Origin of the sequence: Serratia sp. PAMC26656, from assembly GCF_016469055.2 — a bacterium.
GTDB classification, from domain to species: domain Bacteria; phylum Pseudomonadota; class Gammaproteobacteria; order Enterobacterales; family Enterobacteriaceae; genus Serratia; species Serratia plymuthica.
The window spans coordinates 1,214,505-1,237,969 of the sequence record NZ_CP150486.1; the positions used below are offsets into that span (position 1 = coordinate 1,214,505).

Sequence of the window (23,465 nt, forward strand, 5' to 3'; positions counted from 1 at the left end):
ATAGTCCAGTAGGTGTAAAGGTTAGTTCGTGACTTACGCCTTTTTTGGCAAAAATGTCGGAAGGTGCAGAAAAGCTTCCAAGATGCTGGTCGTCAGCAGTTCTTGAACGCTCTCCGGGTCAATATCCGGTGAGAGATAATGGAGCAGGACCGGGGCGGCGCGCGGCTGATTCACAGCATTATTTAGCAGCGCGAAGAATGCAGTCGGGTGGCGCACGCGGATGATGCCGGCGTCAATCCCTTCCTCTATGAGGGGGAGAGTGGCCTCATAGGATGGCCGGACCAGCCGCTCCGTGAGGAGAATCACTCGTTCACTGCTCTCGAAAGCGTGGCGGACGACGAACTGGCGAACTTCTGGATGAGCAAAAGTGAAGCTGACATAGTGCCGGACCAAGGCGGTCAACCGCTCGGCAACCGTTGCGCTTTTGTCTGTTGTTATCCGCCTGATTTCCGCGATCATCGGCTCCCTTTGCGCGATGATCGCATCGACGCAAGCGTCCCAAAGCCCCGCCTTGCTACCGAAATGGATACGGACAAGCCCCGGATCGACATCGGCAGCGCAGGCAATGCTTCTTAAGTCGGCAGCCTCATAGCCACGCTCGGCGAAGGCGAAGGTCGCGGCGCTGATAAGGGCCGCCCGACCATCGGGCATATCTCGCCGCCTCCGGCCCCGCCTTTTTTGACCCAACTCATCATCCATCTAGGGTTCGCATCCAATTCATTTATATCTACAGATGAAGATATATGGGCGCGAGAGAGATATCAAGAGCCTCAGAGTTCCGTATCCAGCAATTGCCTTGTGGCGAGCACGTCATCGATGAACTCATCACCGGGGAGCAGGTCATCGTTGCCGCCATCGAGGGAACGCAATCGCGCCCCAGGGGAGAGGGGCATATGGGGCGGCAGTGAAGCGCCGGAGCGTGATTGTGTCTCTGTGGTGTTGAGGGACATCGAACGCTCTTCAACAATCGCAAGCTGCGGCGGCTGGCGGCGGTGGAGTTGAACGTCGGCGAGTTCGAGGTGGTCTACAAGAGGCAGATGGAGTTATACATGTTCCCGACTGGGCCACTCAGCACGCGAAGAGTGTCACTGTCATGTCTTCAATGGGTTGTAAGCATCCCGCTTAACCGAACCATTCACTTTTAGAGATCTTCCGACATACTGATTATGTCCCCTGAGGAGATCTCTATGCGTAAAGCCCGATTCACCGAACACCAGGGCATCGCCGTTCTGAAGTCCGTTGAAGCCGGACGCACCGTCAAGGATGTCTGCTGCGAAGCGGGCATATCTGAGGCCTCGTACTACAACTGGAAAGCAAAGTACGGCGAGATGGAAGCTTCTGATATCAAAAAGATGAAAGACCTTGAGGACGAAAACCGCCGTCTCAAACAAATGTTTGCCGATCTCAGTCTTGAATGCCGGGCACTGAAAGATGTCATCGAAAAAAAGCTTTAAAACCAGCGATAAAGCGTGAGCTTGTTGGCTATCTGACCGCACAATTTGCCATGAGCATCCGCCAGGCATGAAGGACGCTGCTCGCTGAGCAGGACAGTCTATTTTTACCAGCCCGATACCGGGACACCCAAAAAGGCGGATGAAACCGGGTATGTCATCATCATGATGATCAGTTGCAGCTGGCGCCGGTTGACTGGGGGTATGCGCTAGCATGGTGGCGCGCCTAGGGAAAACCTGCCTTCATCAACACCCGCGTCGAAACCGCTGCGAGCAGCCGGATGTTCGCTGCGCTCTGGAAACATGGCCGTGCGCTGGTACCGGCATCAGGTTGGTACGAATGGAAAAAATCCCCGGACGATCCGCGACTGAAACAGCCGTGTTTTATCTATCCAGCCGATCGCAGCCCGCTGTTCTTCGCCGTGTCGTGCGTCACTGATCCGGAAGAGGCCGGCAGCTTCGTCATCGCCGCCGTCGACGGCGAATGTACTGTAAAGCGGCTGCTGCTCACCCCGCGGATCTGCCTGACGCCTATGAACCCGGCATACAGCCCTATTTACCCCGAAACGCTGGGAGGGGGCGGAGTGGTGATTCACGCGCTGCACTCTTTTTCGCGAAGGCAGAGTTAGAACATCTCATAATAATTGCGGGCGTTGTCTTTATATATTTTATGTTCTTTACGTTATATATAAACTTCCATAAAAAAAACAACAAAAAAACAAACGACAGTTAAATCCAAAAAAAAATAATAATGTGAACTTAAACACCATTTAAATGACAATTAGTGGTATATGTTTCTATTTTATTCTTGAGTTTAAGAACATAAAACCAACAAAAACAGGCGTAAAAAAGTATTATTCAGGGGTTTAAAAGATGAAAATTATGATTATAATTTTGGGGAAAAATCGGAATGCAAAACGCAGGGGATATAAGCAACCACAACTAATCTTATAGGAGGATCATGCGTTGCCATATCAATTGAGGAACGCAAAGTTAAAACCCGGTAAGTTAACAGAAGAACATTTCTGGCTATTGATAGAAATATCATCAATGCATAGTGAAAAGGTAATCCTGGCTCTAAGGGATTATCTTGTTTTCGGCTTCACGAGGAAACATGTTGTAGAACGATACGGTGTTAATAATGGTTACTTTAGTCTGAGTTTAGCCCGGTTAGTCAATGTCAATAAGGTAGTATTGAAGCTAATTCCATATTACCAAGAATCACATAACAAGAACCAAGGAGGATTTACCGTTTCGAACAATTAACAATACATTAACATAAAGATCTTATTGGGAGAATAACCCCATGGTAATTTGTTTGTGCATTCAATAATTTACCATGTTTTATTTTCTTTTGACCTAAAGTCATTTAATTAGAAAGGATTTTGTATGAACTTTAAATTGATCCCCTTAGCAGGTTTGATTTCGGCATTAACTCTTGGCGCTGCAATGAATGCTTCTGCCGCTACCGTCAATGGTGGTACCGTCCACTTTAAAGGTGATGTGGTCAATGCCGCTTGTGCTGTAAATACGAACTCGTTCGATCAAACCGTTTTGCTTGGGCAAGTTCGCACAGCCAAACTCGCAACTGATGGCGATAAAAGCTCTCCTGTTGGGTTTAATATTGAACTGAATGACTGTGATACTACCGTCTCAAGTACCGCTTCAATTCGATTTGACGGTGTGTCTGTCCCAGGCAAAACGGATGTACTGGCATTGCAGAGTTCTGCTGCAGGTAGTGCAACAAATGTTGGGGTTCAGATCCTGGATGCTACCGGTGCGCCTGTAATGGTTGATGGCAGTGCTGGCAGTGCTGCACATACACTAATTGATGGAACCAATAAAATTCCATTCCAGGCTGTTTATTATGCAACTGGTCAGGCAACAGCAGGTACTGCAAACGCTGATGCAGCCTTTAAAGTTGAATATCAGTAAGTAAATGAATAAACAAGGACGTTTTCGGATCAGGGACGATCTCTAATCCGTCCATCACGAGATGGAAGCTATTGAATGAATATATTCATATCACGCCTGCTGATGTTGTTGTTATTATTATCTGCGACTGCACAAGCAGGAAACCGCTGGCATGTCATACTTCCCGGTGGGAATATGCAGTTTCAGGGGGAGGTCATCGAGGAAGCATGCAGTATTGCCTTAGAAAATAAACAAATGACTGTGTCAATGGGGCAAATTAGTAGTAATAATTTCCATGCTGCCGGTGCATTTTCCGAACCCGTACATTTTGATATACATTTGCAGAACTGTAGTACCTCTGTTAGTCAACATGTGGGGATTTCACTTCATGGGGTTGCTGACAGCCGGGAGCCAGACTTACTGGCGGTTAATAACGAGCAAGATTATTCAAATAATATCGCAATAGCCTTTTTTGATGAACATGAACGACCAATAAAGCTAAACCATCCTCCAAAATTCTGGAAAAGGATAGTCGACGGTCCGGTTACGTTACATCTTTTAGCCCGGTACAAAGCTATTCAGTATCCTGTTATGGGAGGGAAAGCAAACGGTCAATTATGGTTCTTTTTAACTTACGAGTAACAAATAGAATACATTTTTCGTGAATAAAACAGTGTAATGACCGGACAATTATTAAGGTAAAGATAAAAATGATTAGAGCTATAAATATAAAGGCCATCGTGGCAACTTTTTTTGTTTTCCTTTCGATACCTCAAAGTCATGCAGGTGTTGCACTTGGTGCAACCAGAGTTATCTACCCGGCAGAACAAAAGCAGGTACAGCTTGCCGTCACGAATAATGACGACAAAGGCAATTACCTTATTCAGTCGTGGATTGAAAATGCCGAAGGGAAAAAAGATAACCGTTTTGTTATTACACCCCCGTTATTTTCAATGATGGGAAAGAAGGAGAATACGCTGAGGATCATTGATTCCTCAAATGATACGCTCCCTAAAGATCGCGAGAGCTTATTCTGGATCAATGTAAAAGCGATACCCGCTCTTGATAAAGCCAAAGAAAATGAAAACTATCTGCAATTTGCCATTGTCAGCAGAATTAAACTTTATTATCGCCCAAAAGGGTTGGCTATTGCACCAGAGCAAGCGTCTGAGAAGCTTCGTTTTTCTATCCAAAAGGACAAGCTGGTGTTAAATAATCCTACGCCATATTATTTAACTGTTACGGATTTGAGAATTGACGGTAAAGCCTTAGAGCACACAATTGTGCCTCCAATGGGCAAAACCTCCGTTTCCATCCCTTCCGGGGTAGGTGCAGGAGGCGATATTACCTATAAAACCATCAACGATTATGGTGCCATTACATCAGCGCGAAAAGGGCTAATAGAGTAAGTGCTCTCCTGTTAGCCCAAACAAACTATAAGCACGCTAGGGAGATTTATTTTGTACAGTCGTAAGTGGGTTTTGTTTCATTCCAAAAAAATCCGGAACGCCCGTATATTGCATAAAAAAAGAGTAACGGCTCGCATTATCTCATTAGCCTATTTTATTGGTATGAGCATATCTGCCGCGCGTGCAGAATTATATTTTAATCCACGTTTTTTGTCTGACGATCCGGACGTCGTTGCTGATTTATCTGCATTTTCACGTGGTCAAGAGGTCCCACCCGGCACATATCGGGTAGATGTTTATATGAACGACGTATACATCTCAACCCAGGATATTGAATTTCAGCCGTCAAAGGAAGGGAAACTCATGCCGTGCCTTACCCCCACCCAAATTGAATCGATGGGGGTAAACAAGTATTCAGTTCCGGGAATGGATAAGCTGGAGCCTGATGTATGCATGTTGCTGACCTCGATGATAAACGGTTCAACATATAATTTTGATGTTGGCCTACAGAGATTAAATATAACGGTCCCTCAGGTATTTATGTCGAATAAGGCCCGGGGATATATCGCGCCGGAATTCTGGGACAATGGCATAACAGCGGCCATGATTAATTATGATTTTAACGGGAGTCGTTCCCGTAATGGTCATATAGGTAGCGGTGAGAGTGCTTATCTTAGCCTGCAAAGCGGCTTTAATATTGGTGCCTGGCGTCTTCGCGATAACAGAAACTGGAGTTACAACAATGGACGGGCAGGAACCCAAAGCCGATGGCAGCATGTCAACTCTTATATAGAAAGAGATGTCATTCCGCTCCGTTCCCACTTGACTGTGGGAGATAGTTACACGTCAGGTGATATTTTTGATGGTTTCAATTTTAGAGGGATCAAGCTGGAGTCAAACCTGAATATGCTTCCTGACAGCCAACGAGGATTTGCGCCAACAATACGCGGTATTGCGCGAGGCACTGCGCAGGTGAGCATAAAACAGAACGGATATGAAATCTATCAAACCACTGTACCGCCTGGGCCGTTTGTCATCAGTGACCTCTATCCGGCAAGCAGCGGCGGTGATTTACAGGTTATGGTAAAAGAAACTGACGGAAGTATTCAGCAATTTAGTGTTCCGTGGGCATCGGTACCTCTTCTGCAGCGCGAGGGGCAGGCAAAGTATTCCCTCAATGCAGGCGAATTCCGAAGTGGCAATACTCAACTGGACACGCCCGGTTTTGCTCAGGGGACGCTTAGCTACGGTTTTTCTGACGGTTGGACAGCCTATGGCGGTCTGCATTTAGCGGAGCGTTATCGGGCTTTTAACCTGGGCGTCGCTAAAAATATGGGACGAATGGGGGCAATGTCTCTGGATGCCACTCAGGCTAATGCCGTATTGCCTGATGATAGCCATAATAATGGTCAGTCCTACCGTTTTCTTTACAACAAAGCACTACCAGAAACGGGGACCAGTGTACAGTTGATCGGATATCGGTACTCTACGCAAGGATATTTCAATTTTTCTGATACCGCACATCAGAAAATGAACGGTTACAGTGTCGCCACCCAGGACGGGGACATCCAGATCCGTCCCAAATACACTGACTATTATAACCTTGCTTATAAAAAGCGTGGCCGATTACAACTCAGCATCAGTCAACAGGCGGGGGCATCATCAACACTATATTTAAGTGGCAGTCATCAAACATACTGGGGATCGAAGAAAACTGACCATCAATTGAACGCCGGATTCAATTCTTCGGTAGGTAATATCAACTGGTCCCTGAATTACAGTCTAACGAAGAACGCCTGGCAGGACGGAACTGACAGAATGTTATCGTTTGATGTGAATATTCCATTCAGTCGATGGATGCGCTCAGACAATACATCCGAATGGAGGACAGCAAATGCCCGTTTCAGCCAGTCATGGCAACAAGACGGGCAGGCGACCAGTATGGCCGGACTGTACGGAACATTACTCCCGGATAATAACCTGGGATACAGTGTCCAAAGTGGATATACCCATAATGGGTACCAAGACAGTCATCAGACAGGGTATGCCTCGATGAATTATCGTGGAGGATATGGCAATGTGAATGTCGGGTACAGTCATGGAAGTGATTTTAAGCAATTCCATTATGGCCTGAGTGGTGGGCTCCTTGCTCATGCTAATGGCGTGACACTGAGCCAACCGATGGGGGATACAATGATCCTCGTAAAAGCGCCGGGAGCTGCTAACACTCGAATAGAAAACCAGACCGGTATATCAACAGACTGGAGAGGGTATTCTGTCGTGCCTTATGCAATAGATTATCGTGAAAATCGGGTTGCTCTGGATACAAATACACTGGCTCCAAATGTAGATATTGAAAACTCGGTGGTTACCGTTGTGCCTACACGTGGCGCTGTTGTCAGGGCAGATTACAAGACCCGCGTAGGTGTGAAAGTCTTGATGACGCTGAAAAGGAATGGAAAACCCGTTCCGTTTGGCGCTGTTGTCGCAACAGAAAACTCAGGGGGGAGTATTGTCGGAGACAATGGGCAGGTTTATCTGAGTGGAATGCCACTATCCGGAAAAGTCAACGTAAAATGGGGCAACGGGCTTAAAGATCAGTGCCATGCCAGTTATAAACTGCCTAAAAGTAGTCAAAAAGAGATATTAAGCAACATTACGGTTAATTGCAGGTGAAGGGATGCATAAATGAGAACTGGGTTAATATATTTAAAGTTTTCCATACTCACCTGTTGCATGATCGCTGGCTTGACAACCATTAATATGGGGTATGCAGCCAGCGCTCTTGTCAATATCACAGGAAACATACAGAACAACACCTGCAATGTATCTGTGGATTCAATAGGGAGGGTTGTAAATCTTGGAGTATATAGCGCCCGACAGTTCAACATTGTGGGCGAGAAAACCGCCCCCGTTGGATTTGATATTAGTCTGGTAAACTGTGGGAATGCCGTTCGGTCGGTAGACATTACATTTCAAGGGGTAGCCGACAATCAAAACCCGGCACTGGTAAAAATTGACAGCCACACCGGAACAAAAGGTTTAGGCATCCAACTATTGGATAACAACAAAAATGAGTTGGCATTAAATACGCCATTTAACACCCCATTAACACCGGGGGACCAAACATTTAAATTCTATGCACAATTAAAATCAACTGATATCCCTGTAACTGCAGGAGATGTGGATGCCGTCGTAAATTTCGTACTTAATTACCAATAGGATAAAAAAATGAAAACTGCGTTGAAAATATTACTTGTGACTGGAATGCTAACAAATTCAGTTGTGGCTCACGCACAAACAACGATTACTGTAACCGGACAAGTTGTGCAGCGTTCATGTACTGTACCCACAAATGCAACTGTTGACCTTGGTACGTTGTACACATCAGATTTGATTAACAACAATAGTTATTCCAACTGGAAAACATTCGATTTGACACTGCAAAACTGTCAGAACATGACCACGGTTACGGCTACTTATAATGGCACTGCTGAGCAAACCGATTACTACAAGAACAATGGGGATGCCAGTAATGTTATGATTGAACTTATGGATGCGAATTCTAACAACCAAGTAAAACCAGGCTCGCAAGAGCGAGCAACGGTAACGAATGGCAATGCAACGTTCAATCTTAAAGCCCGTGCTGTAAGTCAAGGTAATGCTGGTGCGGGGAGTATAAACACACAAATTACTGTGACCTATACTTATGCATAATATTCTACGTAACTTCAAGAGTATAAATACCCTGAGCTATTTTCTGCTTACATTATTTTTACTAATGTATGCGGCAGAATCTCAGGCAATGCTTTGCCAGAACCGTCAGACCGGGCAGGAATTCCATCATGGAAGCTATGACGTTTATGTTGATCTCCCTACGCAGCTCGTAGGTGATAGACAAACATTTACGCTTGTTAATATAGAAGATGTTCTTCAATGTATGAATGAGGATTCTTCGGGAAGAAACTTTGACTACATCAAAGTGTTAAGGGGTAGTACTACTACCCCAAAATTACAACAATATGCCATTGCAGGCCTTGATTTTGATAGATGGAAAGGTCTTAATTTCCCATTATTGCAAGACACTTTTTATTATTCCGTCTACAAACCAGGAATATGGCAACCCATACCCGGTCGCTTGTTTGCTACCCTATCAGTTCCTTATGTAGGGGTATTTATTCGTCAAGGAGACGTAGTTGGTGCGCTTAAATTTTTAAAAGAATCTACCACTGGGGGAGCAAGTAGTGATAGGGAATTCGAACTGCGGTTTATTGCCAGGAATGACCTGATTATCCAGGGGGTTTGTGAAGCGCAACCTTATGTGAACGTCGTTTTACCTAATTTCCCTGGGAGTGCACCACTCCCTCCCTTTATATCTTGCAAGGCCCCAACGCCAGTAAGGTATACACTTGACGGTGCAACAACGACGAATGATAGAACCATTTTTTCCAATATAGCATCAACCAGTCCGGCAACAGGTGTTGGCATTCAATTTATTGATGAAAACGGCTCTCCGATAGAGGCAGGACATACTAAAATGAAAACTGTAGATTCCACTAAGAGCAATATGGGCCTGACGGCACGTTATGCACAAATTCCTGGGCAAAATATTACGTCAGGAAAGGTTCAATCACTTGTTACAGTCACCTATACTATCTTCTAATACGACATAACATCCATCTTAAATGGTGACGACAATCAGGACTGTAAAAACAGTCCTGATTGCTGTTCTCTGCTTTCGCGCCCACCCAAATTATATCTTGCCGATGAACCCGCAACACAATTAGATAAATTAATATCACTCCCAAAAATCAATGAAAAAAACACCATTTTTTATTGACCCAACACAGTTGCCACGATATATTTATATACGACACGTTAAGTGTCATGATAATTATACCTCTATTAAATCCATTGCCACCTTGCAATGCAGGTCTTATTACTAGGGTGGGGCCTGCATTGCCTTTTACGTCTATCTGCTTACCCTATTTGTAAATGAATTATGAGTAATAGATACGCAAAAATATACATCCAAAATGATGTTTTATCTGAAGCAAAGAGAAGGTTATCATGGGTTTTTGATACCTTTGAGAATATTTGTCTATCATTCTCTGGGGGCAAAGATTCGACCGTTCTCTACCATTTGACGGCAGAAGTCGCCCGAAAACGTAGCCGGCGTTTTTCTGTTATTTTTATAGACTGGGAAGCGCAATACCAACATACGATCCAGCATATTGAAAAAATGAGAGTGTTATATAAAGATGTAACCGAAAAATTTTTCTGGATTTCACTGCCATTAACAACAGTTAACGGTGTATCACAATTTCATCCAGAATGGACGTGCTGGGAAAAAAATAAATCATGGGTACGCTATCCCCCTAAAGATGCAATAATGGATGAACGTTATTTTCCATTCTACCGTTACGGTATGACATTTGAAGAATTTATTCCGGAATTTTCTTTATGGTTTTCAGGGGGGAATAAAATATCCGTTATACTCACTGGGGTACGAGCGGATGAATCATTAAATCGAATGCTGGGACTAACCTCCAGTAGAAAACTTAGATATGCTGATGATAAACCATGGACCACCGCTTCTATAGACGGTTTTTATTATACAGCTTACCCCCTATATGACTGGAAAGCTAAAGATATATGGCTATATCACGCCAAAACAAAAAAACCATATAATTCTCTTTATGACCTAATGTACAGAGCTGGCGTTCCGATAAAATTCATGAGGGTTTGTGAGCCTTTTGGTCCAGAGCAACGACAGGGGCTATGGCTTTATCACATACTGGAGCCTGATACATGGAACATACTATGCTCCCGTGTTTCTGGTGCACAATGCGGAGCCATTTATGCAAATGAAAGTAGCTCTTTTTATGCACGCAGGAAGCAGATATCAAAACCAGAACACCTTTCATGGCGTGAGTATGCTATGTTCCTTTTGGATGTAATGCCAAAGAGCACTGCTGAGCATTATAAAAACAAAATAGCTGTATATCTCCGCTGGTACAAAACACATGGATATCCGGCAGATATACCGGATGAGCAGGAAACCGATTTAGGGAGTAAGGATATTCCATCGTGGCGAAGAATATGCAAAGCCTTGATAAAAAATGATTACTGGTGCCGTATGTTGTCATTTAGCCCAACAAAAACACAGCATTACAAGAATTATCTTGAAAAAATGAAAGAAAAAAGAAAAGAATGGGGAATTATATGACTTTAAGTGAAATAAAGAATGTCATCAGCACATATTTAAATGAAATAACATCTGATGATGAAAAAATTAATTCAATCAACCAATTAAAAAGCACATTACATGAATTTAGCCCTTTTGCAAAAGAGCCAGTAGACTGTGTTTTATGGGTCAAAACAAACCAGATAGTCGCTAATGATTACAACCCTAACAGAATGGCCCCATCGGAAAAAAAACTCCTGAAACATTCTCTTAATACCAATGGATTTACACAGCCAATTGTTGTGCATGAAGAAAATGGGAGGTATACAGTTGTTGATGGTTTTCATAGATATGTAACAGGAAATAAGATCCCAAGATTAAAAAAATATTTACCTATAACGTGTGTGACACCTGAGCAGGGTGTGAAAACATGCCGCGTTGCTGCAACAATCCGACACAACAGGGCCCGGGGAAAACATTATGTTGAGCCAATGTGTGATATAGTACGCGAGCTCTCGCGATTAGGATGGAGCGATGAGCGGATAAGTAATGAGTTAGGCATGGATGCAGATGAGGTATTAAGACTAAAACAAATAAGTGGCCTGGCAGAATTGTTTAGACAAGATAACTTTAGTGAAGCCTGGACTGTAAAGTGATATGACCAGCATATTATAATTTCCTCTTGAATATATATTGTTAAGCACGGAATTAATACTACCTTCTATCAAGCTGTGCGTGACAACTTAAAAACACAGTCCACTAAATTATTTATCCAAACGGGTTGTTATAAGTAAATTTCATTATAGACTTAAATTCGGCGGGAAGAATGATTAATACAATAACTTTGCCTGGAATTAAGATGGCACCAGCCAATACGAGGTAAGTTTGAACATGTTAAATAGGTATTCACGAAACGGGCAGATCTTGCGTTACCAGCGAGCTGCAAGTCTGGCTATACGTTTTGAGATTAACGAACAGTGGATTGAAGCTAATGAAACATGGAACTATGCAGCTCGGATAGCACCTCAGTCACGCTGGCAAATGTTCTCTCGCGAAAGAGCCCAAAAATGCAAACATCGTTATAAACGATAAAGGGTTTGGAGCATATTACCTATCTCCATTGTTGGAGTGAAAATATCAAAAACAGGCAATTACACAATATCGTTTACAGTCTCTTCATTTATTTTCATTAAGGGAGTGATATGCACGGTTATCTGCTTTTTTTACTGGGTCTTACCCCTCTTCTGGTAATGATTATTTTGATTCTGAAGATCAAAATGCCTATACATTGCGCTGTCCTCGCCACCCTGCTCCTCACGCTTTTTCTGAGTGCATTTATCTGGCATACCCCGCTTCAGAACCTGAGAGCAGCGGTCGGATACGGTGCTGTTAAAGGTCTGTGGCCAATTGTCATTGTGATCCTGGCAGCCATCTACAGCTATAATTTGATGAACACCACAAACAGCATGGACGTCCTGCGTAATGTTCTGGCCAGTGTCAGTAACGATAAACGGATCCAGGTTCTTCTTATTGCATGGTGCTTCGGCGGTTTTCTGGAAGCCGCTGCAGGATACGGTACTGCCGTAGCCATCCCCATTGGTATACTCATTGCTCTGGGACTTAACCCACTTAAAGCTGCTATTGCGTCACTGGTCGCCAATACCGTTCCTACTGCGTTTGGTGCAGTCGGCATCCCGGTATCCGTCCTTGCAGAACAGGTGAATCTGCCCGTTACCTCACTCAGCGGGACAATCATTGCTCAACTGGCTATGTTCAATATTCTGCTTCCCTTTGTTATGGTGGCAATTATAGGTGAAGGACTTAAGGCAATCCGGGGAGTATGGTTCATCACCCTGATGTGTGGCATTAGCACGCTAATCCCACAGTACCTGGTTGCAGTTAATCTTGGTGCAGAACTGCCGGCCTTCGCAGGAAGTCTTGTCAGCCTGATCGTTATTGTCTTTATGGCGAAAGCCCGTAAAGAAAAAACAGAACCGGAATTTCTCATTGAAAATGCAGCACAGAATGTGACAACCAGCGTATATACCGGCACACAGTTACTTCGCGCATGCTCAATCTATATTCTGATCTTTTCATTTATTCTTCTCTGCTCCCCACTGTTTCCGTTATTCAAAAATGCGTTATCTCAGATTGCTTCATCGTTCAGTTTTCCGCTGACTAACGGCAGTGCACTGTCCCTGAAAATAGAATGGATCGCCACTCCGGGCGTTCTGATTATCATCGCAACTGTTCTGGGCGGTCTGATGCAGGGAGCCTCACTGTCATGCCTGTTAAAAGTATTCCTGAGTACGGTCAAACAACTCAAGAACTCCATTATTGCCATTACAGCTATTGTTGCCATGGCCACTGTCATGGATGTTAGCGGACTGATAGGCACTTTGGCGCAGAGTCTGGTTGATCTGACTGGTGGCTCTTATCTCTTCATCGCTCCGGTCATCGGTGCTCTTGGCACTTTTGTCACAGGCAGTGACACAAACTCCAATATTCTGTTCGGTAAATTACAGACCACTGCAGCGGAGAAACTGAATGTTGACCCTCTCTGGCTGGCCGCTGCCAACACTTCCGGTGCAACCGGTGGAAAAATGATTTCTCCCCAGAGTATAGCCATTGCCGTTTCTGCCACCCGAATGGATGGTCAGGGCAGTGTCATCATGTCAGGGACACTGAAGTATTGTTTTGCTTATATTGTCATTCTTGGTCTGAAAATCGGTTTGGTCTATTACCTGTTCATGGCTTAAAAACAACACCGACACAAAGGAAGAGCAATATTAATCAACAGGAGAAATAATCCTTGAATGTTAACTTTTTCGTCACCTGCATTGGTGATGCACTTAAATCCCGAATGGCACGTGACAGCGTGCTGTTACTGGAGCAACTCGGTTGCAATGTCCATTTCCCGGAAAAACAGGGATGTTGCGGACAGCCAGCCATTAATGGCGGCTATATCCGCGATGCCATTCCCGGAATGAAAAACATCATCACAGCACTGGAGGAGAATGACTGGCCCATTGTATCCCCGGCAGGCTCCTGTACCTATACAATCAAAAATTACGCCCGCTATCTCGCTGAACAACCTGAGTGGGCGCTCCGGGCGGAAAAAGTGGCAGAACGAATGCATGATCTGACGTCCTTTATTGTCAATCATCTTGGCATCGCGGATGTCGGAGCCACCCTTCAAGGTCGTGCCGTTTACCATCCATCCTGCAGTCTCTCCCGTAAACTGGGCGTGACAAAAGAACCTCTTTTGCTCCTTGAAAATGTACGAGGACTGGAGCTGCTTCCTTTCCATGCTCAGGATACATGCTGCGGATTTGGCGGAACCTTTTCCGTCAAAATGGCAGAGATTTCCGGTGAGATGGTGAAGGAGAAAGTCAGCCATATTATGGACTGTCAGCCTGACTATCTGATAGGGGCAGATGTCAGTTGCCTGATAAACATCGCCGGTCGACTGAGCCGTGAAGGACATCAGGTAAAAGCAATGCATATCGCTGAAGTCCTGATGCGCAGATGAGGGAAACGCCATGTACTTAAAAACAAGTGATATTAAGTTTAAAGAGCGTATCCGTATTCAGATTCAGGATCCCGTAATGCGCAAGGCAGTGGCCGGCGCTCAGGAGCGTATAGGTACAAACCGACAGAAGATGGCTGACGAACTGGGACACTGGGAAGAATGGCGTGCCCGTGCAGAGCAGATACGTCAGCATATTCTGGATAATCTGGATGCCTATCTGTATCAGTTGTCTGAAAAAGTGACGCAGAACGGTGGCCATGTATTCTTTGCCCGTACCAGAGAAGACGCGACCCGCTACATTCTGAACGTTGCCAAAGAAAAAAATGCCCGGAAGGTAGTAAAATCCAAGTCCATGGTAACTGAAGAAATTGGTATGAATGCCGTTCTCCAGGAAGCCGGGATCCCTGTCATTGAAACAGACCTGGGTGAATACATTCTTCAACTGGCGCATGAGCCCCCGTCACATGTTGTCGTTCCGGCAATACATAAAGACCGTCATCAGATCCGCCGTGTTCTGCATGAACACCTGGGCTATGACGGACCGGAAACACCGGAAGCCATGACGCTGTTCATCAGAGAAAAAATAAGAAAAGACTTTCTGAGTGCAGAAGTCGGCGTGACGGGCTGTAATTTTGCCGTTGCTGAAACAGGCTCGGTATGCCTCGTAACAAACGAAGGTAATGCGCGTATGTGTACGACGTTACCTAAAACACATATTGCTGTCATGGGAATGGAGCGTATTGCCCCGACCTTTGAAGAAGTTGATGTCCTTATTACCATGCTTGCTAGGAGTGCCGTGGGTGCCCGACTGACGGGTTATAACACCTGGCTTACCGGCCCCAGAGAAGAAGGACATGTTGACGGCCCGGAGGCGTTTCATCTGGTCATCGTTGATAATGGCCGTTCAGATGTGCTGGGTTCTGAATTTCGTGATGTTTTACGCTGTATTCGCTGCGGTGCATGTATCAATACCTGCCCGGCATATCGCCAGATAGGCGGACATGGCTACGGCTCTATCTACCCGGGGCCTATCGGTGCAGTTATTTCTCCACTGCTTGGGGGTTATGAAGACTTCAAAGATTTACCTTATGCCTGCTCGCTGTGTACAGCCTGCAATGGCGTATGCCCGGTAAAAATTCCTCTGGCACAGTTAATACAGAAACATCGCCAGGTTATGGCTGAGTCCGGTATGACACCATCAACTGAACGGCGTATAACCAGAATTTTCAATTATGTGAACAGTCATCCGGGACTGTGGAAAGTGGGCATGATTGCCGGCGCCAGAACCGCCAGCCTGTTAATCAAAGAGGGAAAAACACCGGTTACTGTTGATGCACTCAGAGAGTGGACTGAGGCCCGTGATCTACCATCAGCAGATGGGGAGAGTTTCCGCAGTTGGTTCAAAAAACATAAAGCAGGGGAGTCTATTTAATGGAAAATAGGGAAACATTTCTCGCTGAAATTGCCCGCAAGTTAGGCAGAACCGTCAGATATACTCCCGAACAGATGCCAGAGCCCGTGAATACGCTGGCCGCAACACGTCTGACAGAGCTGACAATGCAACAACGTTGTGAAGCTTTCATTCAGTTTGCATCAGAGGTTATGCTTGCACACTGTACCTTGGTCTCACCTGATGACGCGCCAACTGCAGCTCTGGACCTGTGCCGGAAATATGGCTCAGGTCCTGTCATTATCAGCGACGATCAGCGACTGGTTGAAACAGGTATAACCCCCTTACTGATAAAAGAGTGTGGGGCTGCTCTGTGGGATCCTGAGCTGGGTGAGAAAAATATCCACCTTGCAGAAAAAGCAAAAACAGGGGTCGTTTTCGCCGAATATGGGCTGACAGAATCCGGTGGAGTAGTCTTATTCTCGGCCCCCGGGCGTGGACGTTCAGTCAGTCTTTTACCCGAAGCGTCAGTGTTCGTTCTGCGTAAAAGCAGCATTTTGCCCCGAGTGGCTCAGCTCGCACAAAAACTGCATGAAATGGCTCAACAGGGACAACGAATGCCTTCCTGCATCAACCTGATTGGTGGTCCCAGTTCCACGGCCGACATAGAACTGATCAAAGTTGTGGGGGTTCATGGTCCCATGCACGCAGCCTATCTGATCATCGATGACTGCTGACACGTAAGTCACGCTGTATTATCTGACGCGCACTGACTGTTGATATATCGCTTGTCTGCTGACACCCCGGCACAAAACCAGTTTTGTACCGGGGTGTCAGCATCTGCAGGCTATAAATACTTTTTGAACGATGCCATGGTCACGGTAATGGCCAGTTCCAGCAACATGGCCGCCGGCCATATCAGCAGGTTCGGGTACACCGCTGTCGGTCAGGACAGGTAGAGAATGCAGGGGAACGGAGATGATAAGTAGAATCAGGCCATGCGTTGAATATGCTGCATCGGCGTGAAGCCATTCGGTGTTCGTGATTATAAAACCATTGCCACCGCGTGGCATACATAGCCCTGCAATTCGTCCAGCGAGGAAAACAGGTGCTGCCTCAGCCAGTCATAACGCACTGTCCGGTTGTATCGCTCAATATAAGCATTCTGCTGAGGTTTGCCGGGTTGAATAAAACGCAGGGTTATATTCTGCTTAGCTGCCCATGACATCAGTATCTTGCTGGTATATTCTGGCCCGTTATCGCAGCGTATTGCCGCCGGTTTTCCTTTCCACTCAATGAGTTGTTCCAGAGTCCTCGCCACCCGATTGTAAGCGTCATCCCAGCACCGTCTGGCGAATATCTGACACATTCGACAAAGTGGTTCCCACCAAATAAAGTCCGCTCATCCCAGCAATATTAGTCTTCCCAAAGAATCTCGGTCTACCAATGTCTCATGACGTCTATCGAAATCTACACTCAAGTGGGGGTATTCGCAGGTTCAATAAAGTGAGATACCCCCAGATGAAGCTCAATGCCCGGCAAGTCGATACTGCCAAGCCGAAGGATAAGCCTTACAAGCTCTCTGATGGCGGCGGCCTCTATTTATTGGTTAACCCTACAGGTGCCCGCTATTGGCGCTTGAAATACCGTGTTGCTGGCAAAGAGAAGCTTTTAGCCGTGGGGGGATATCCAGATGTATCTCTCGCTGATGCCAGGGCCAAACGAGATGAAGCGAAACGTCTCTTGGCCGCTGGTGGAGATCCAGGTGAAGAAAAGAAAACCGAAAGACAGGCAAAGAAGGTTAGCGTTGAAAACACCTTCGAAGCGTTGGCCAGAGAATGGCATGCCTATAAAGAGCCCAAGTGGTCCAAAGGTTATGCCGAAGACCTGATGGAGTCTTTCGAGAAAGATATCTTTCCTTACATAGGCAGACGGCCAGTTGCTGATATTAAACCGCTTGAAGTCCTAGAGGCGCTACGCAAATTAGAAAAACGTGGTGTTCTGGATAAAATGCGCAAGATCCGGCAGGCCTGCGGTCAGACTTTCCGCTATGCCATCGTTACCGGAAGAGCGGAGAATAACCCGGCCAGCGAATTAGCCGGTGCGCTGGCTATCCAGAAGCATAAACACTATCCCCACCTGGTCGCCTCAGAGTTCCCTGAGTTTCTACAGTGCCTCAATGATTACACCGGTAGTTCTGTCACCAAAATAGCGACACGCTTACTCCTGCTAACAGGTGTGCGCACGATTGAACTCCGTGCTGCCGAGTGGGCTGAGTTCGATTTGGATAAAGGGCTCTGGGAAGTGCCTAAAAGCAGAATGAAAATGCGCAGACCGCACTTGGTACCGCTTTCAGAGCAGGTTCTGGCGCTTCTCCACCAGCTTCAAGAAATAACTGGTCGCTTCAAATTAGTCTTCCCAGGGTCCAAAAGTGCCAGATTAGTGACATTGCCCGCCAAGACTATGTCAATCTTTCGTGCATGCCCTGTTAGGTGATTGTGCCAGATGTACATTCGGTAATCTCCCAACTCCAACGCTTTAAGAATCCACCGTAAAAATCTGATTAATGGGTCCTGCTATAGGTAAAATTCTGCTCATGATGCAATATGCATTGTCAAGAAACGCTACAAGCTGCTAGCTATCCTCATAATTTTGATAAATGAGTATTACATATGTCTTCTCCTGCAAGGACTTTTCGGCATGACATCAATGGGCTCCGTGCCTGGGCCGTGATTGCCGTTGTTCTCTTCCATTTTGGCATTCCTGGTTTTGCTGGCGGCTTCGTCGGTGTCGATGTCTTCTTTGTTATTTCAGGCTTTCTGATGACACAGATTATCGTCACTGGGATGGAGGCCGGTAAATTCTCCATTTGGCAGTTCTACCTGGCTCGAGCCCGTAGAATTATTCCTGCATTGCTGGCTCTCTGCTTGACCCTGCTGGTTCTCGGTTGGTTTTTCCTCACCACTGTGGATTATAGTACGCTCTCAAAGCATGTCTTAGTCGCCATTCTTTTCATTTCAAATGTAAAGTTCTGGAAAGAATCGGGTTACTTCGATGCTGCGTCACATGAGAAATGGCTGCTCCATACTTGGTCCTTATCTGTTGAATGGCAGTTCTATATCATTCTTCCAATTGTGCTGTGGGTTATGTGGCGCTTCTGGAAAACTAGTGGGATTAGGTTCACCATCTTCGTTGGTTTTCTTCTTTCGTTTGCCTTTGCTTGTTATTTAGCAATCAAATTGCCATCTGCCGCGTTTTTCTTATTACCAACACGAGCCTGGGAGATGCTGGGGGGAGGGGCCGTATGGTGGCTTACCCGCAACGCGAGATTCTCTAAGACTCAAGAAAAGTTGATGGAATTTGTCGGTTTCATCATGATAATTGCTGCGATTGTTTTTTTCACGCCTAAGCTGGCGTGGCCGGGTGTCTATGCGATGGTTCCCGTTGGCGGGGCAATGCTTGTACTTGCTGCGGCTAGGCAAGGGTCTATCTTTACGTCTAATTATATTGCAGAGCGTGTTGGGGTTTCGTCTTACTCGATCTATCTGTGGCATTGGCCGATTGTTGTTTTTCTGGCATACAACAATACGGCTGGATTATGGACATGGATGTTGGGTGGGATCATTGCGAGCGTCATTCTGGGTGAGCTGTCGTTGAGGCTGATTGAAAATCCCACTCGTAAAGGATTATCCAGACAAACCGCATGGGGTAATGTGTTCACCATTGCAACCTGTATGGCCGTGCTTGGTGTCGCGTCCGTGGCGATGTTCAAAATCAGTCATCCCAATCGGGTTCCGGCACAAATTGACCTTGTTGCTAATGAAAGTCTCAATTCTAACCCGAATCGTACTGGCTGCTTTGCAACGGTGGGGACAACATCTCCAGGATGTGTTTTTGGAGGGAGCGAAATTAAGGCAATCCTCATCGGTGACAGCCATGGGAATGCTATGGCAACGGCGGTTGAGGCTGCTTTACCGAGTAAAAAAGATGGAGTCCTGAATCTTACTTATGCTGGTTGTCCAACAATCTATCGGGCAAAAACTGTACCAGGAGAGGCAACAGATAACCAAGATTGTTATGGATTCAATCAATGGCAAAGGAAAAAGCTTGCTGGCCTTGATAAATCGATTCCGATTGTCATCGTTAACCGGACATCAGTCTATGCATTTGGGCGACATAACATTGCGGAGAAAATGAATACTCCAATAGTGTATTTTTCCACCATCCATCAGACTCCAACACCTGAGTTTCTGGCTGACTTTAAGGTATCTTTGATAGAGACAGCTTGTGAGCTGGCGGCTGAACACCCTGTATTTATGGTTCGACCAATGCCTGAAATGATGTCGAATGTGCCAAAAACACTCTCCAGAGCAATGATGTTTGGCAAAGAGACTCCTCATATTTATCTTTCTCAAAGTGATTATATGAAGCGCCACTCATTTGTGTGGGAAGCTCAGGATGAGGCTGCCGCCAAGTGTGGCGTGAAGATACTCAATCCACTTCCATTCCTTTGCAAAGATGGAATGTGTGAAAGTACTCATAATGGGCGCCCAGTTTATTACGATGATAATCATATGAGCGAATACGGAAATAAATTATTGGTTCCTATGTTCCAGAAGATGTTCTGACGAACCAGATTGCTCCTGTGCCGTGAGGGTAGATTCTATTTTCACGGTACGGCTGTTTATTTGGTTTGAGCTCGGTCTCGAATAAGGAGTTGAACTGGGAAAATAGTACCAACGATTGCCAGCATTACGGATAACCCGACGTTGCCTAACGGTGCAGTAGACTGGTTCCGAGGGCATATTGTTCTTACCCGCGTCATGTAGTCACAGCGCTAAGCGAGGGGCTGTTTTTCAAACTGTTCCTGGCTGAAGCCACCGCATATACTGCGGCGACGCCAGCGATCGTAGTCGCACTCAATATAATTACACACTGTCGTTCGCATTATTTCCCGGCTGGTAAAGCGTTCTCCATGGATACATTCCACCTTCAGCGAGTGGAAGAAGCTCTCTGCACAGGCACTGTCATAGCAGTTGCCTCTGGTGCTACGGGTCACGCAGAACACGCGGCACATGGCTTTAATACTGAACTCTGCCCGGTGTTTTTCGATAAAGACATACTTCATTTCAGGCGCTTCGCGAAGTATGTCGCGGCCTTTTGGAGGATGGTCAGCTCCTTGCCCCGTTCAGCCCACTGACGTTTGAGGCGGGCAATTTCGGTGGACATTTCCTGTTCACGTTCAGACGAGGAATGCTGATTCTGCTGTTTGCTGCGCCAGGCATAAGGCTGGGATTCATAAAGGCTAAGCTCGCGAGCAGCAGCAACCACGCCGATGCGTTCTGCCAGCTTAAGGGCTTCCGCACGGAATTCTGGCGTATGTTGTTTACGTGGCTTTTGCTGGCTGATAGGTTTTTTGTCATGTGAGTCACCTCTGGTTGAGAGTTTACTCACTGAGTGCCGTGTCCACTATTACCGGGTAAGATCAAACGCTGTTCCCGACCCGCTAAACCAAATAGCAGCAGTGCCAACGGGGCAATCAAGCCATGAAATAAAAATGCAGCGCCATAACCCGATTCCTGAACAACCATCCCCGCCACCACACTGCTTAGTGTGGCGCCAATACCTTGCACGGTCAGTACGGCTGCGAATCCGAGGTTAAAATGTCCCGTCCCTGCCAACAATTTTTCTAGCATCAACGGCGTCAAAATACCCAGTAAGCCGGCACCCAGGCCATCAAGAATTTGTACCGGATAAATCACGTCAAAACTTTGAGCCTGGGCCGCAATCACGCCGCGTACCGGTAATGTGGCCAACGCAAACAGCACCATATGACGTAACCCAAAGCGCCGGGCTGCGGCAGGCGCCAATAATGCCCCTGCGATGGCCGAGACTTGCCCGACAATCATGATAATTGCCGTTGTTTTAAAAGGTTGATCCAGGTTCATTGCAAATTGTTGAATCAACAAGCGAGAGATCGGCGCATTACCAAAATGGAACAGCATCAGTGTTAATGCAAAAACCAGCAAAACGCGGTTAGACCATAGAACCTGTAATTGGGAGGGTTGATTGGGCCGCCCCTTTTGTTGCGCTTCACCTTGCCCGCGAGCCACTTCATGATCAATGTGATGGGCATTGATCGATAATGTTGCGAGTACCGTGACTACGGTGGTCAGGATCATTAGCGTTGCGACCCCGGATAACCCTATTTCACTACTGATCCACCAGGTGCCGATTAACAGGACAATATTGCCGGTGTGGCTCCAGGCCTCATTATGGCTGACCTGTTGACCAAAACCCTTGCGCCCGACCAGCCCCAGTGAGATAGCAACCATTGCGGGGCCGATAAGCAGCCCTGCCAGAGCTGTTAATGCCTGAGTAGCAAAAACCACAGGTTTGGTTGGCCACAAAATACAGGCAAAAGCCAACAAGGTGGTCAATATTACCGGCACGATGATCAAACTGCGTTTGAAGCGGGTTGCATCGACCAATGCTCCCGCAGGAATCCCCCCAAGCAGCCCGATAATTCCCCCGGAGGTTGCCAATAATCCCAATTGAAACGGCGTCCAACCTTGGGTCACTAACCAGGCGTCAAGAAACGGCCCCATTCCATCACGGGCATCGGCAAGAAAGAAGTTAAGTGTCGCCAGCGAAACGAGCGTTCGGGTTCGAATATGGGTATGTAGATCACTTAGCACGGTCATTATGACATTCCATGTAGTACCGGAGCGAGAGCAACAGCGCAGGCGACATCACCAACGGCCCAGTTTGAAAAACTGAATCATGCCGACATGTAACCCTTCTCGGCGTAATGCGCTTAGCCACAAAATAGTGGACAGCGAACCGGTAACAAGCCAAATCCATAGGCTTGCCCCCATCAGGGAACGCCGCGATACAGAGGCTGAAGTGCCGAGAGATGGGCACCCACACTAACGGCTTCAAGCGACTGCCCATAATTATTACGTGTCCCCAGCCCCGACGCGGCAAACGGCATTCCGGCTTTAATGGGTATTTGCATACCATTGGGGGGGAAACGCACGATACTTCCGTCGTTGAGGATCACGCCATTGGTCTCACCGCGGGGTCCTGTCAGGACCGTCTCGATAGCACCTTCAACTTCCAGTTGCTGCAAATTATTCGCACGCAGATGGGGAGGAACTCCTCCATTACCGATAGCCGGTGGTTGATCAACCAGAACACGGCCTGTCGCAACATTGACTATGCTGTCGGCTTTTACTCGTTCCGCCGTTTCCCGATACCCCATGATACGAACGGACTGACCCGGCGAGGCGACCACGGCCAATATGTCCCCCATATGGGGTGGAAAGGCGACGACAATGCCGTTCTCCAGCCGCAAACCATCGACTTCCCCGAAAGGATTGATGAGAAGACGCTGTACCTTGCCTTCCGTTACCGCCGCCAAACTGTTCGAGGCAGTATTAACCGGGGGCAGAGGCAAGGGTTCAAGAGACACAAGAGGAGGATTGGGTGGGACCTGTGCTATAGCCGGCGCTATTCCACCCAATATAGAGAACAAAGATAAAACCGTAACGGACACTTTCATGATAACTCCCGAGAAAAA

Annotated in this window: 19 protein-coding genes and 6 pseudogenes; 18 read left to right on the plus strand and 7 right to left on the minus strand. The window is 46.5% G+C overall.

What is annotated here, in order from left to right; translation table 11 throughout:
* Nucleotides 1-33: 33 nt before the first annotated feature.
* Together JEM67_RS06295 and JEM67_RS06300 are read right to left on the minus strand one after the other, a co-directional pair.
* Nucleotides 34-651 (minus strand): TetR/AcrR family transcriptional regulator, encoded by a 618-nt coding sequence (locus JEM67_RS06295; RefSeq protein WP_199636522.1) that lies wholly within the window; start codon nt 649-651, stop codon nt 34-36.
* A 119-nt stretch (nt 652-770) separates the two neighbouring features.
* Nucleotides 771-950 (minus strand): hypothetical protein, encoded by a 180-nt coding sequence (locus tag JEM67_RS06300; RefSeq protein WP_199636520.1) that lies wholly within the window; start codon nt 948-950, stop codon nt 771-773.
* A 237-nt stretch (nt 951-1,187) separates the two neighbouring features.
* Here JEM67_RS06300 and JEM67_RS06305 point away from each other — a divergent pair.
* The 16 genes and pseudogenes from JEM67_RS06305 to JEM67_RS06380 form a co-directional block, all read left to right on the plus strand.
* Nucleotides 1,188-1,571 (plus strand): annotated as a pseudogene (locus JEM67_RS06305) (transposase); the annotation flags it as partial.
* 56 nt (nt 1,572-1,627) lie between these two features.
* A pseudogene (locus JEM67_RS06310) lies at nt 1,628-1,918 on the plus strand (SOS response-associated peptidase family protein); the annotation flags it as partial.
* 565 nt (nt 1,919-2,483) lie between these two features.
* The gene (locus tag JEM67_RS06315; protein WP_426406361.1) at nt 2,484-2,717 is read left to right on the plus strand and encodes a PapB/FocB family fimbrial expression transcriptional regulator; all 234 of its coding nucleotides are present in this window, start codon (nt 2,484-2,486) and stop codon (nt 2,715-2,717) included.
* 123 nt (nt 2,718-2,840) lie between these two features.
* Nucleotides 2,841-3,386 carry a type 1 fimbrial major subunit FimA gene (gene fimA, locus JEM67_RS06320; protein ID WP_199637650.1) on the plus strand — a complete coding sequence of 182 codons (546 nt, stop codon included), beginning with the start codon at nt 2,841-2,843 and terminating at the stop codon, nt 3,384-3,386.
* Between the two features lie 75 nt (nt 3,387-3,461).
* Entirely contained in the window at nt 3,462-4,007 is a 546-nt protein-coding gene (locus JEM67_RS06325) for a fimbrial protein (protein ID WP_197928232.1), read from the plus strand.
* Between the two features lie 68 nt (nt 4,008-4,075).
* Nucleotides 4,076-4,774, plus strand: a complete 699-nt coding sequence (locus JEM67_RS06330) for a fimbria/pilus periplasmic chaperone (protein ID WP_199637648.1) — start codon at nt 4,076-4,078, stop codon at nt 4,772-4,774.
* Between the two features lie 90 nt (nt 4,775-4,864).
* Nucleotides 4,865-7,450 (plus strand): fimbrial biogenesis usher protein, encoded by a 2,586-nt coding sequence (locus tag JEM67_RS06335; RefSeq protein ID WP_370576172.1) that lies wholly within the window; start codon nt 4,865-4,867, stop codon nt 7,448-7,450.
* 12 nt (nt 7,451-7,462) lie between these two features.
* Entirely contained in the window at nt 7,463-7,996 is a 534-nt protein-coding gene (locus JEM67_RS06340; protein ID WP_199637646.1) for a fimbrial protein, read from the plus strand.
* A gap of 9 nt (nt 7,997-8,005) precedes the next feature.
* Nucleotides 8,006-8,491 carry a fimbrial protein gene (locus JEM67_RS06345; protein WP_199637644.1) on the plus strand — a complete coding sequence of 162 codons (486 nt, stop codon included), beginning with the start codon at nt 8,006-8,008 and terminating at the stop codon, nt 8,489-8,491.
* Nucleotides 8,484-9,437, plus strand: coding sequence for a fimbrial protein (locus JEM67_RS06350; protein WP_199637642.1), 954 nt, complete (start codon nt 8,484-8,486; stop codon nt 9,435-9,437). The genes JEM67_RS06345 and JEM67_RS06350 overlap by 8 nt, the downstream gene beginning before the upstream one ends.
* Nucleotides 9,438-9,776: 339 nt before the next feature.
* A complete protein-coding gene (locus JEM67_RS06355; protein ID WP_426406346.1) occupies nt 9,777-11,003 on the plus strand; it encodes a phosphoadenosine phosphosulfate reductase in 1,227 nt (408 codons plus the stop codon).
* A complete protein-coding gene (locus JEM67_RS06360) occupies nt 10,988-11,617 on the plus strand; it encodes an IbrB-like domain-containing protein (protein ID WP_071880440.1) in 630 nt (209 codons plus the stop codon). The genes JEM67_RS06355 and JEM67_RS06360 overlap by 16 nt, the downstream gene beginning before the upstream one ends.
* Nucleotides 11,618-12,163: 546 nt before the next feature.
* Nucleotides 12,164-13,720, plus strand: coding sequence for an L-lactate permease (locus JEM67_RS06365; protein ID WP_199635549.1), 1,557 nt, complete (start codon nt 12,164-12,166; stop codon nt 13,718-13,720).
* 53 nt (nt 13,721-13,773) lie between these two features.
* Entirely contained in the window at nt 13,774-14,493 is a 720-nt protein-coding gene (locus tag JEM67_RS06370) for a (Fe-S)-binding protein (RefSeq protein WP_013811831.1), read from the plus strand.
* Between the two features lie 10 nt (nt 14,494-14,503).
* On the plus strand, nt 14,504-15,925 hold the full coding sequence (locus JEM67_RS06375) for a LutB/LldF family L-lactate oxidation iron-sulfur protein (RefSeq protein ID WP_199635548.1): 1,422 nt from the start codon (nt 14,504-14,506) through the stop codon (nt 15,923-15,925).
* On the plus strand, nt 15,925-16,620 hold the full coding sequence (locus tag JEM67_RS06380) for a LutC/YkgG family protein (protein WP_199635547.1): 696 nt from the start codon (nt 15,925-15,927) through the stop codon (nt 16,618-16,620). Before JEM67_RS06375 ends, JEM67_RS06380 begins: the two co-directional genes overlap by 1 nt.
* A 110-nt stretch (nt 16,621-16,730) precedes the next feature.
* Here JEM67_RS06380 and JEM67_RS06385 read toward each other — a convergent pair.
* Both JEM67_RS06385 and JEM67_RS06390 read right to left on the minus strand, forming a co-directional pair.
* Nucleotides 16,731-16,853: pseudogene (locus JEM67_RS06385) on the minus strand (DUF4400 domain-containing protein); the annotation flags it as partial.
* A gap of 21 nt (nt 16,854-16,874) precedes the next feature.
* Nucleotides 16,875-17,207: pseudogene (locus tag JEM67_RS06390) on the minus strand (integrase core domain-containing protein); the annotation flags it as partial.
* A 197-nt stretch (nt 17,208-17,404) separates the two neighbouring features.
* Between JEM67_RS06390 and JEM67_RS06395 the strand changes: the two are divergent.
* Together JEM67_RS06395 and JEM67_RS06400 are read left to right on the plus strand one after the other, a co-directional pair.
* Nucleotides 17,405-18,355, plus strand: a pseudogene (locus tag JEM67_RS06395) (tyrosine-type recombinase/integrase); the annotation flags it as partial.
* A gap of 200 nt (nt 18,356-18,555) precedes the next feature.
* A complete protein-coding gene (locus JEM67_RS06400) occupies nt 18,556-20,511 on the plus strand; it encodes an acyltransferase family protein (protein WP_199635545.1) in 1,956 nt (651 codons plus the stop codon).
* Nucleotides 20,512-20,720: 209 nt separating this feature from the next.
* Here the strand turns inward: JEM67_RS06400 and JEM67_RS06405 are convergent.
* The 3 genes and pseudogenes from JEM67_RS06405 to JEM67_RS06415 form a co-directional block, all read right to left on the minus strand.
* Nucleotides 20,721-21,337, minus strand: a pseudogene (locus JEM67_RS06405) (IS3 family transposase).
* Entirely contained in the window at nt 21,334-22,587 is a 1,254-nt protein-coding gene (locus tag JEM67_RS06410; RefSeq protein ID WP_199635544.1) for an MFS transporter, read from the minus strand. Before JEM67_RS06410 ends, JEM67_RS06405 begins: the two are co-directional and overlap by 4 nt.
* A gap of 173 nt (nt 22,588-22,760) precedes the next feature.
* Entirely contained in the window at nt 22,761-23,447 is a 687-nt protein-coding gene (locus JEM67_RS06415; RefSeq protein WP_199635543.1) for a hypothetical protein, read from the minus strand.
* Nucleotides 23,448-23,465 lie beyond the last annotated feature (18 nt).

Excerpts from the sequence above, each read along its gene's own strand:
- JEM67_RS06295 (WP_199636522.1), bottom strand. The coding sequence starts at position 651 with ATGCCCGATGGTCGGGCGGCCCTTATCAGCGCCGCGACCTTCGCCTTC.
- JEM67_RS06300 (WP_199636520.1), bottom strand. The coding sequence starts at position 950 with ATGTCCCTCAACACCACAGAGACACAATCACGCTCCGGCGCTTCACTG.
- fimA (WP_199637650.1), top strand. The coding sequence starts at position 2,841 with ATGAACTTTAAATTGATCCCCTTAGCAGGTTTGATTTCGGCATTAACT.
- JEM67_RS06325 (WP_197928232.1), top strand. The coding sequence starts at position 3,462 with ATGAATATATTCATATCACGCCTGCTGATGTTGTTGTTATTATTATCT.
- JEM67_RS06330 (WP_199637648.1), top strand. The coding sequence starts at position 4,076 with ATGATTAGAGCTATAAATATAAAGGCCATCGTGGCAACTTTTTTTGTT.
- JEM67_RS06340 (WP_199637646.1), top strand. The coding sequence starts at position 7,463 with ATGAGAACTGGGTTAATATATTTAAAGTTTTCCATACTCACCTGTTGC.
- JEM67_RS06345 (WP_199637644.1), top strand. The coding sequence starts at position 8,006 with ATGAAAACTGCGTTGAAAATATTACTTGTGACTGGAATGCTAACAAAT.
- JEM67_RS06350 (WP_199637642.1), top strand. The coding sequence starts at position 8,484 with ATGCATAATATTCTACGTAACTTCAAGAGTATAAATACCCTGAGCTAT.
- JEM67_RS06355 (WP_426406346.1), top strand. The coding sequence starts at position 9,777 with ATGAGTAATAGATACGCAAAAATATACATCCAAAATGATGTTTTATCT.
- JEM67_RS06360 (WP_071880440.1), top strand. The coding sequence starts at position 10,988 with ATGGGGAATTATATGACTTTAAGTGAAATAAAGAATGTCATCAGCACA.
- JEM67_RS06365 (WP_199635549.1), top strand. The coding sequence starts at position 12,164 with ATGCACGGTTATCTGCTTTTTTTACTGGGTCTTACCCCTCTTCTGGTA.
- JEM67_RS06375 (WP_199635548.1), top strand. The coding sequence starts at position 14,504 with ATGTACTTAAAAACAAGTGATATTAAGTTTAAAGAGCGTATCCGTATT.
- JEM67_RS06380 (WP_199635547.1), top strand. The coding sequence starts at position 15,925 with ATGGAAAATAGGGAAACATTTCTCGCTGAAATTGCCCGCAAGTTAGGC.
- JEM67_RS06400 (WP_199635545.1), top strand. The coding sequence starts at position 18,556 with ATGTCTTCTCCTGCAAGGACTTTTCGGCATGACATCAATGGGCTCCGT.
- JEM67_RS06410 (WP_199635544.1), bottom strand. The coding sequence starts at position 22,587 with ATGACCGTGCTAAGTGATCTACATACCCATATTCGAACCCGAACGCTC.
- JEM67_RS06415 (WP_199635543.1), bottom strand. The coding sequence starts at position 23,447 with ATGAAAGTGTCCGTTACGGTTTTATCTTTGTTCTCTATATTGGGTGGA.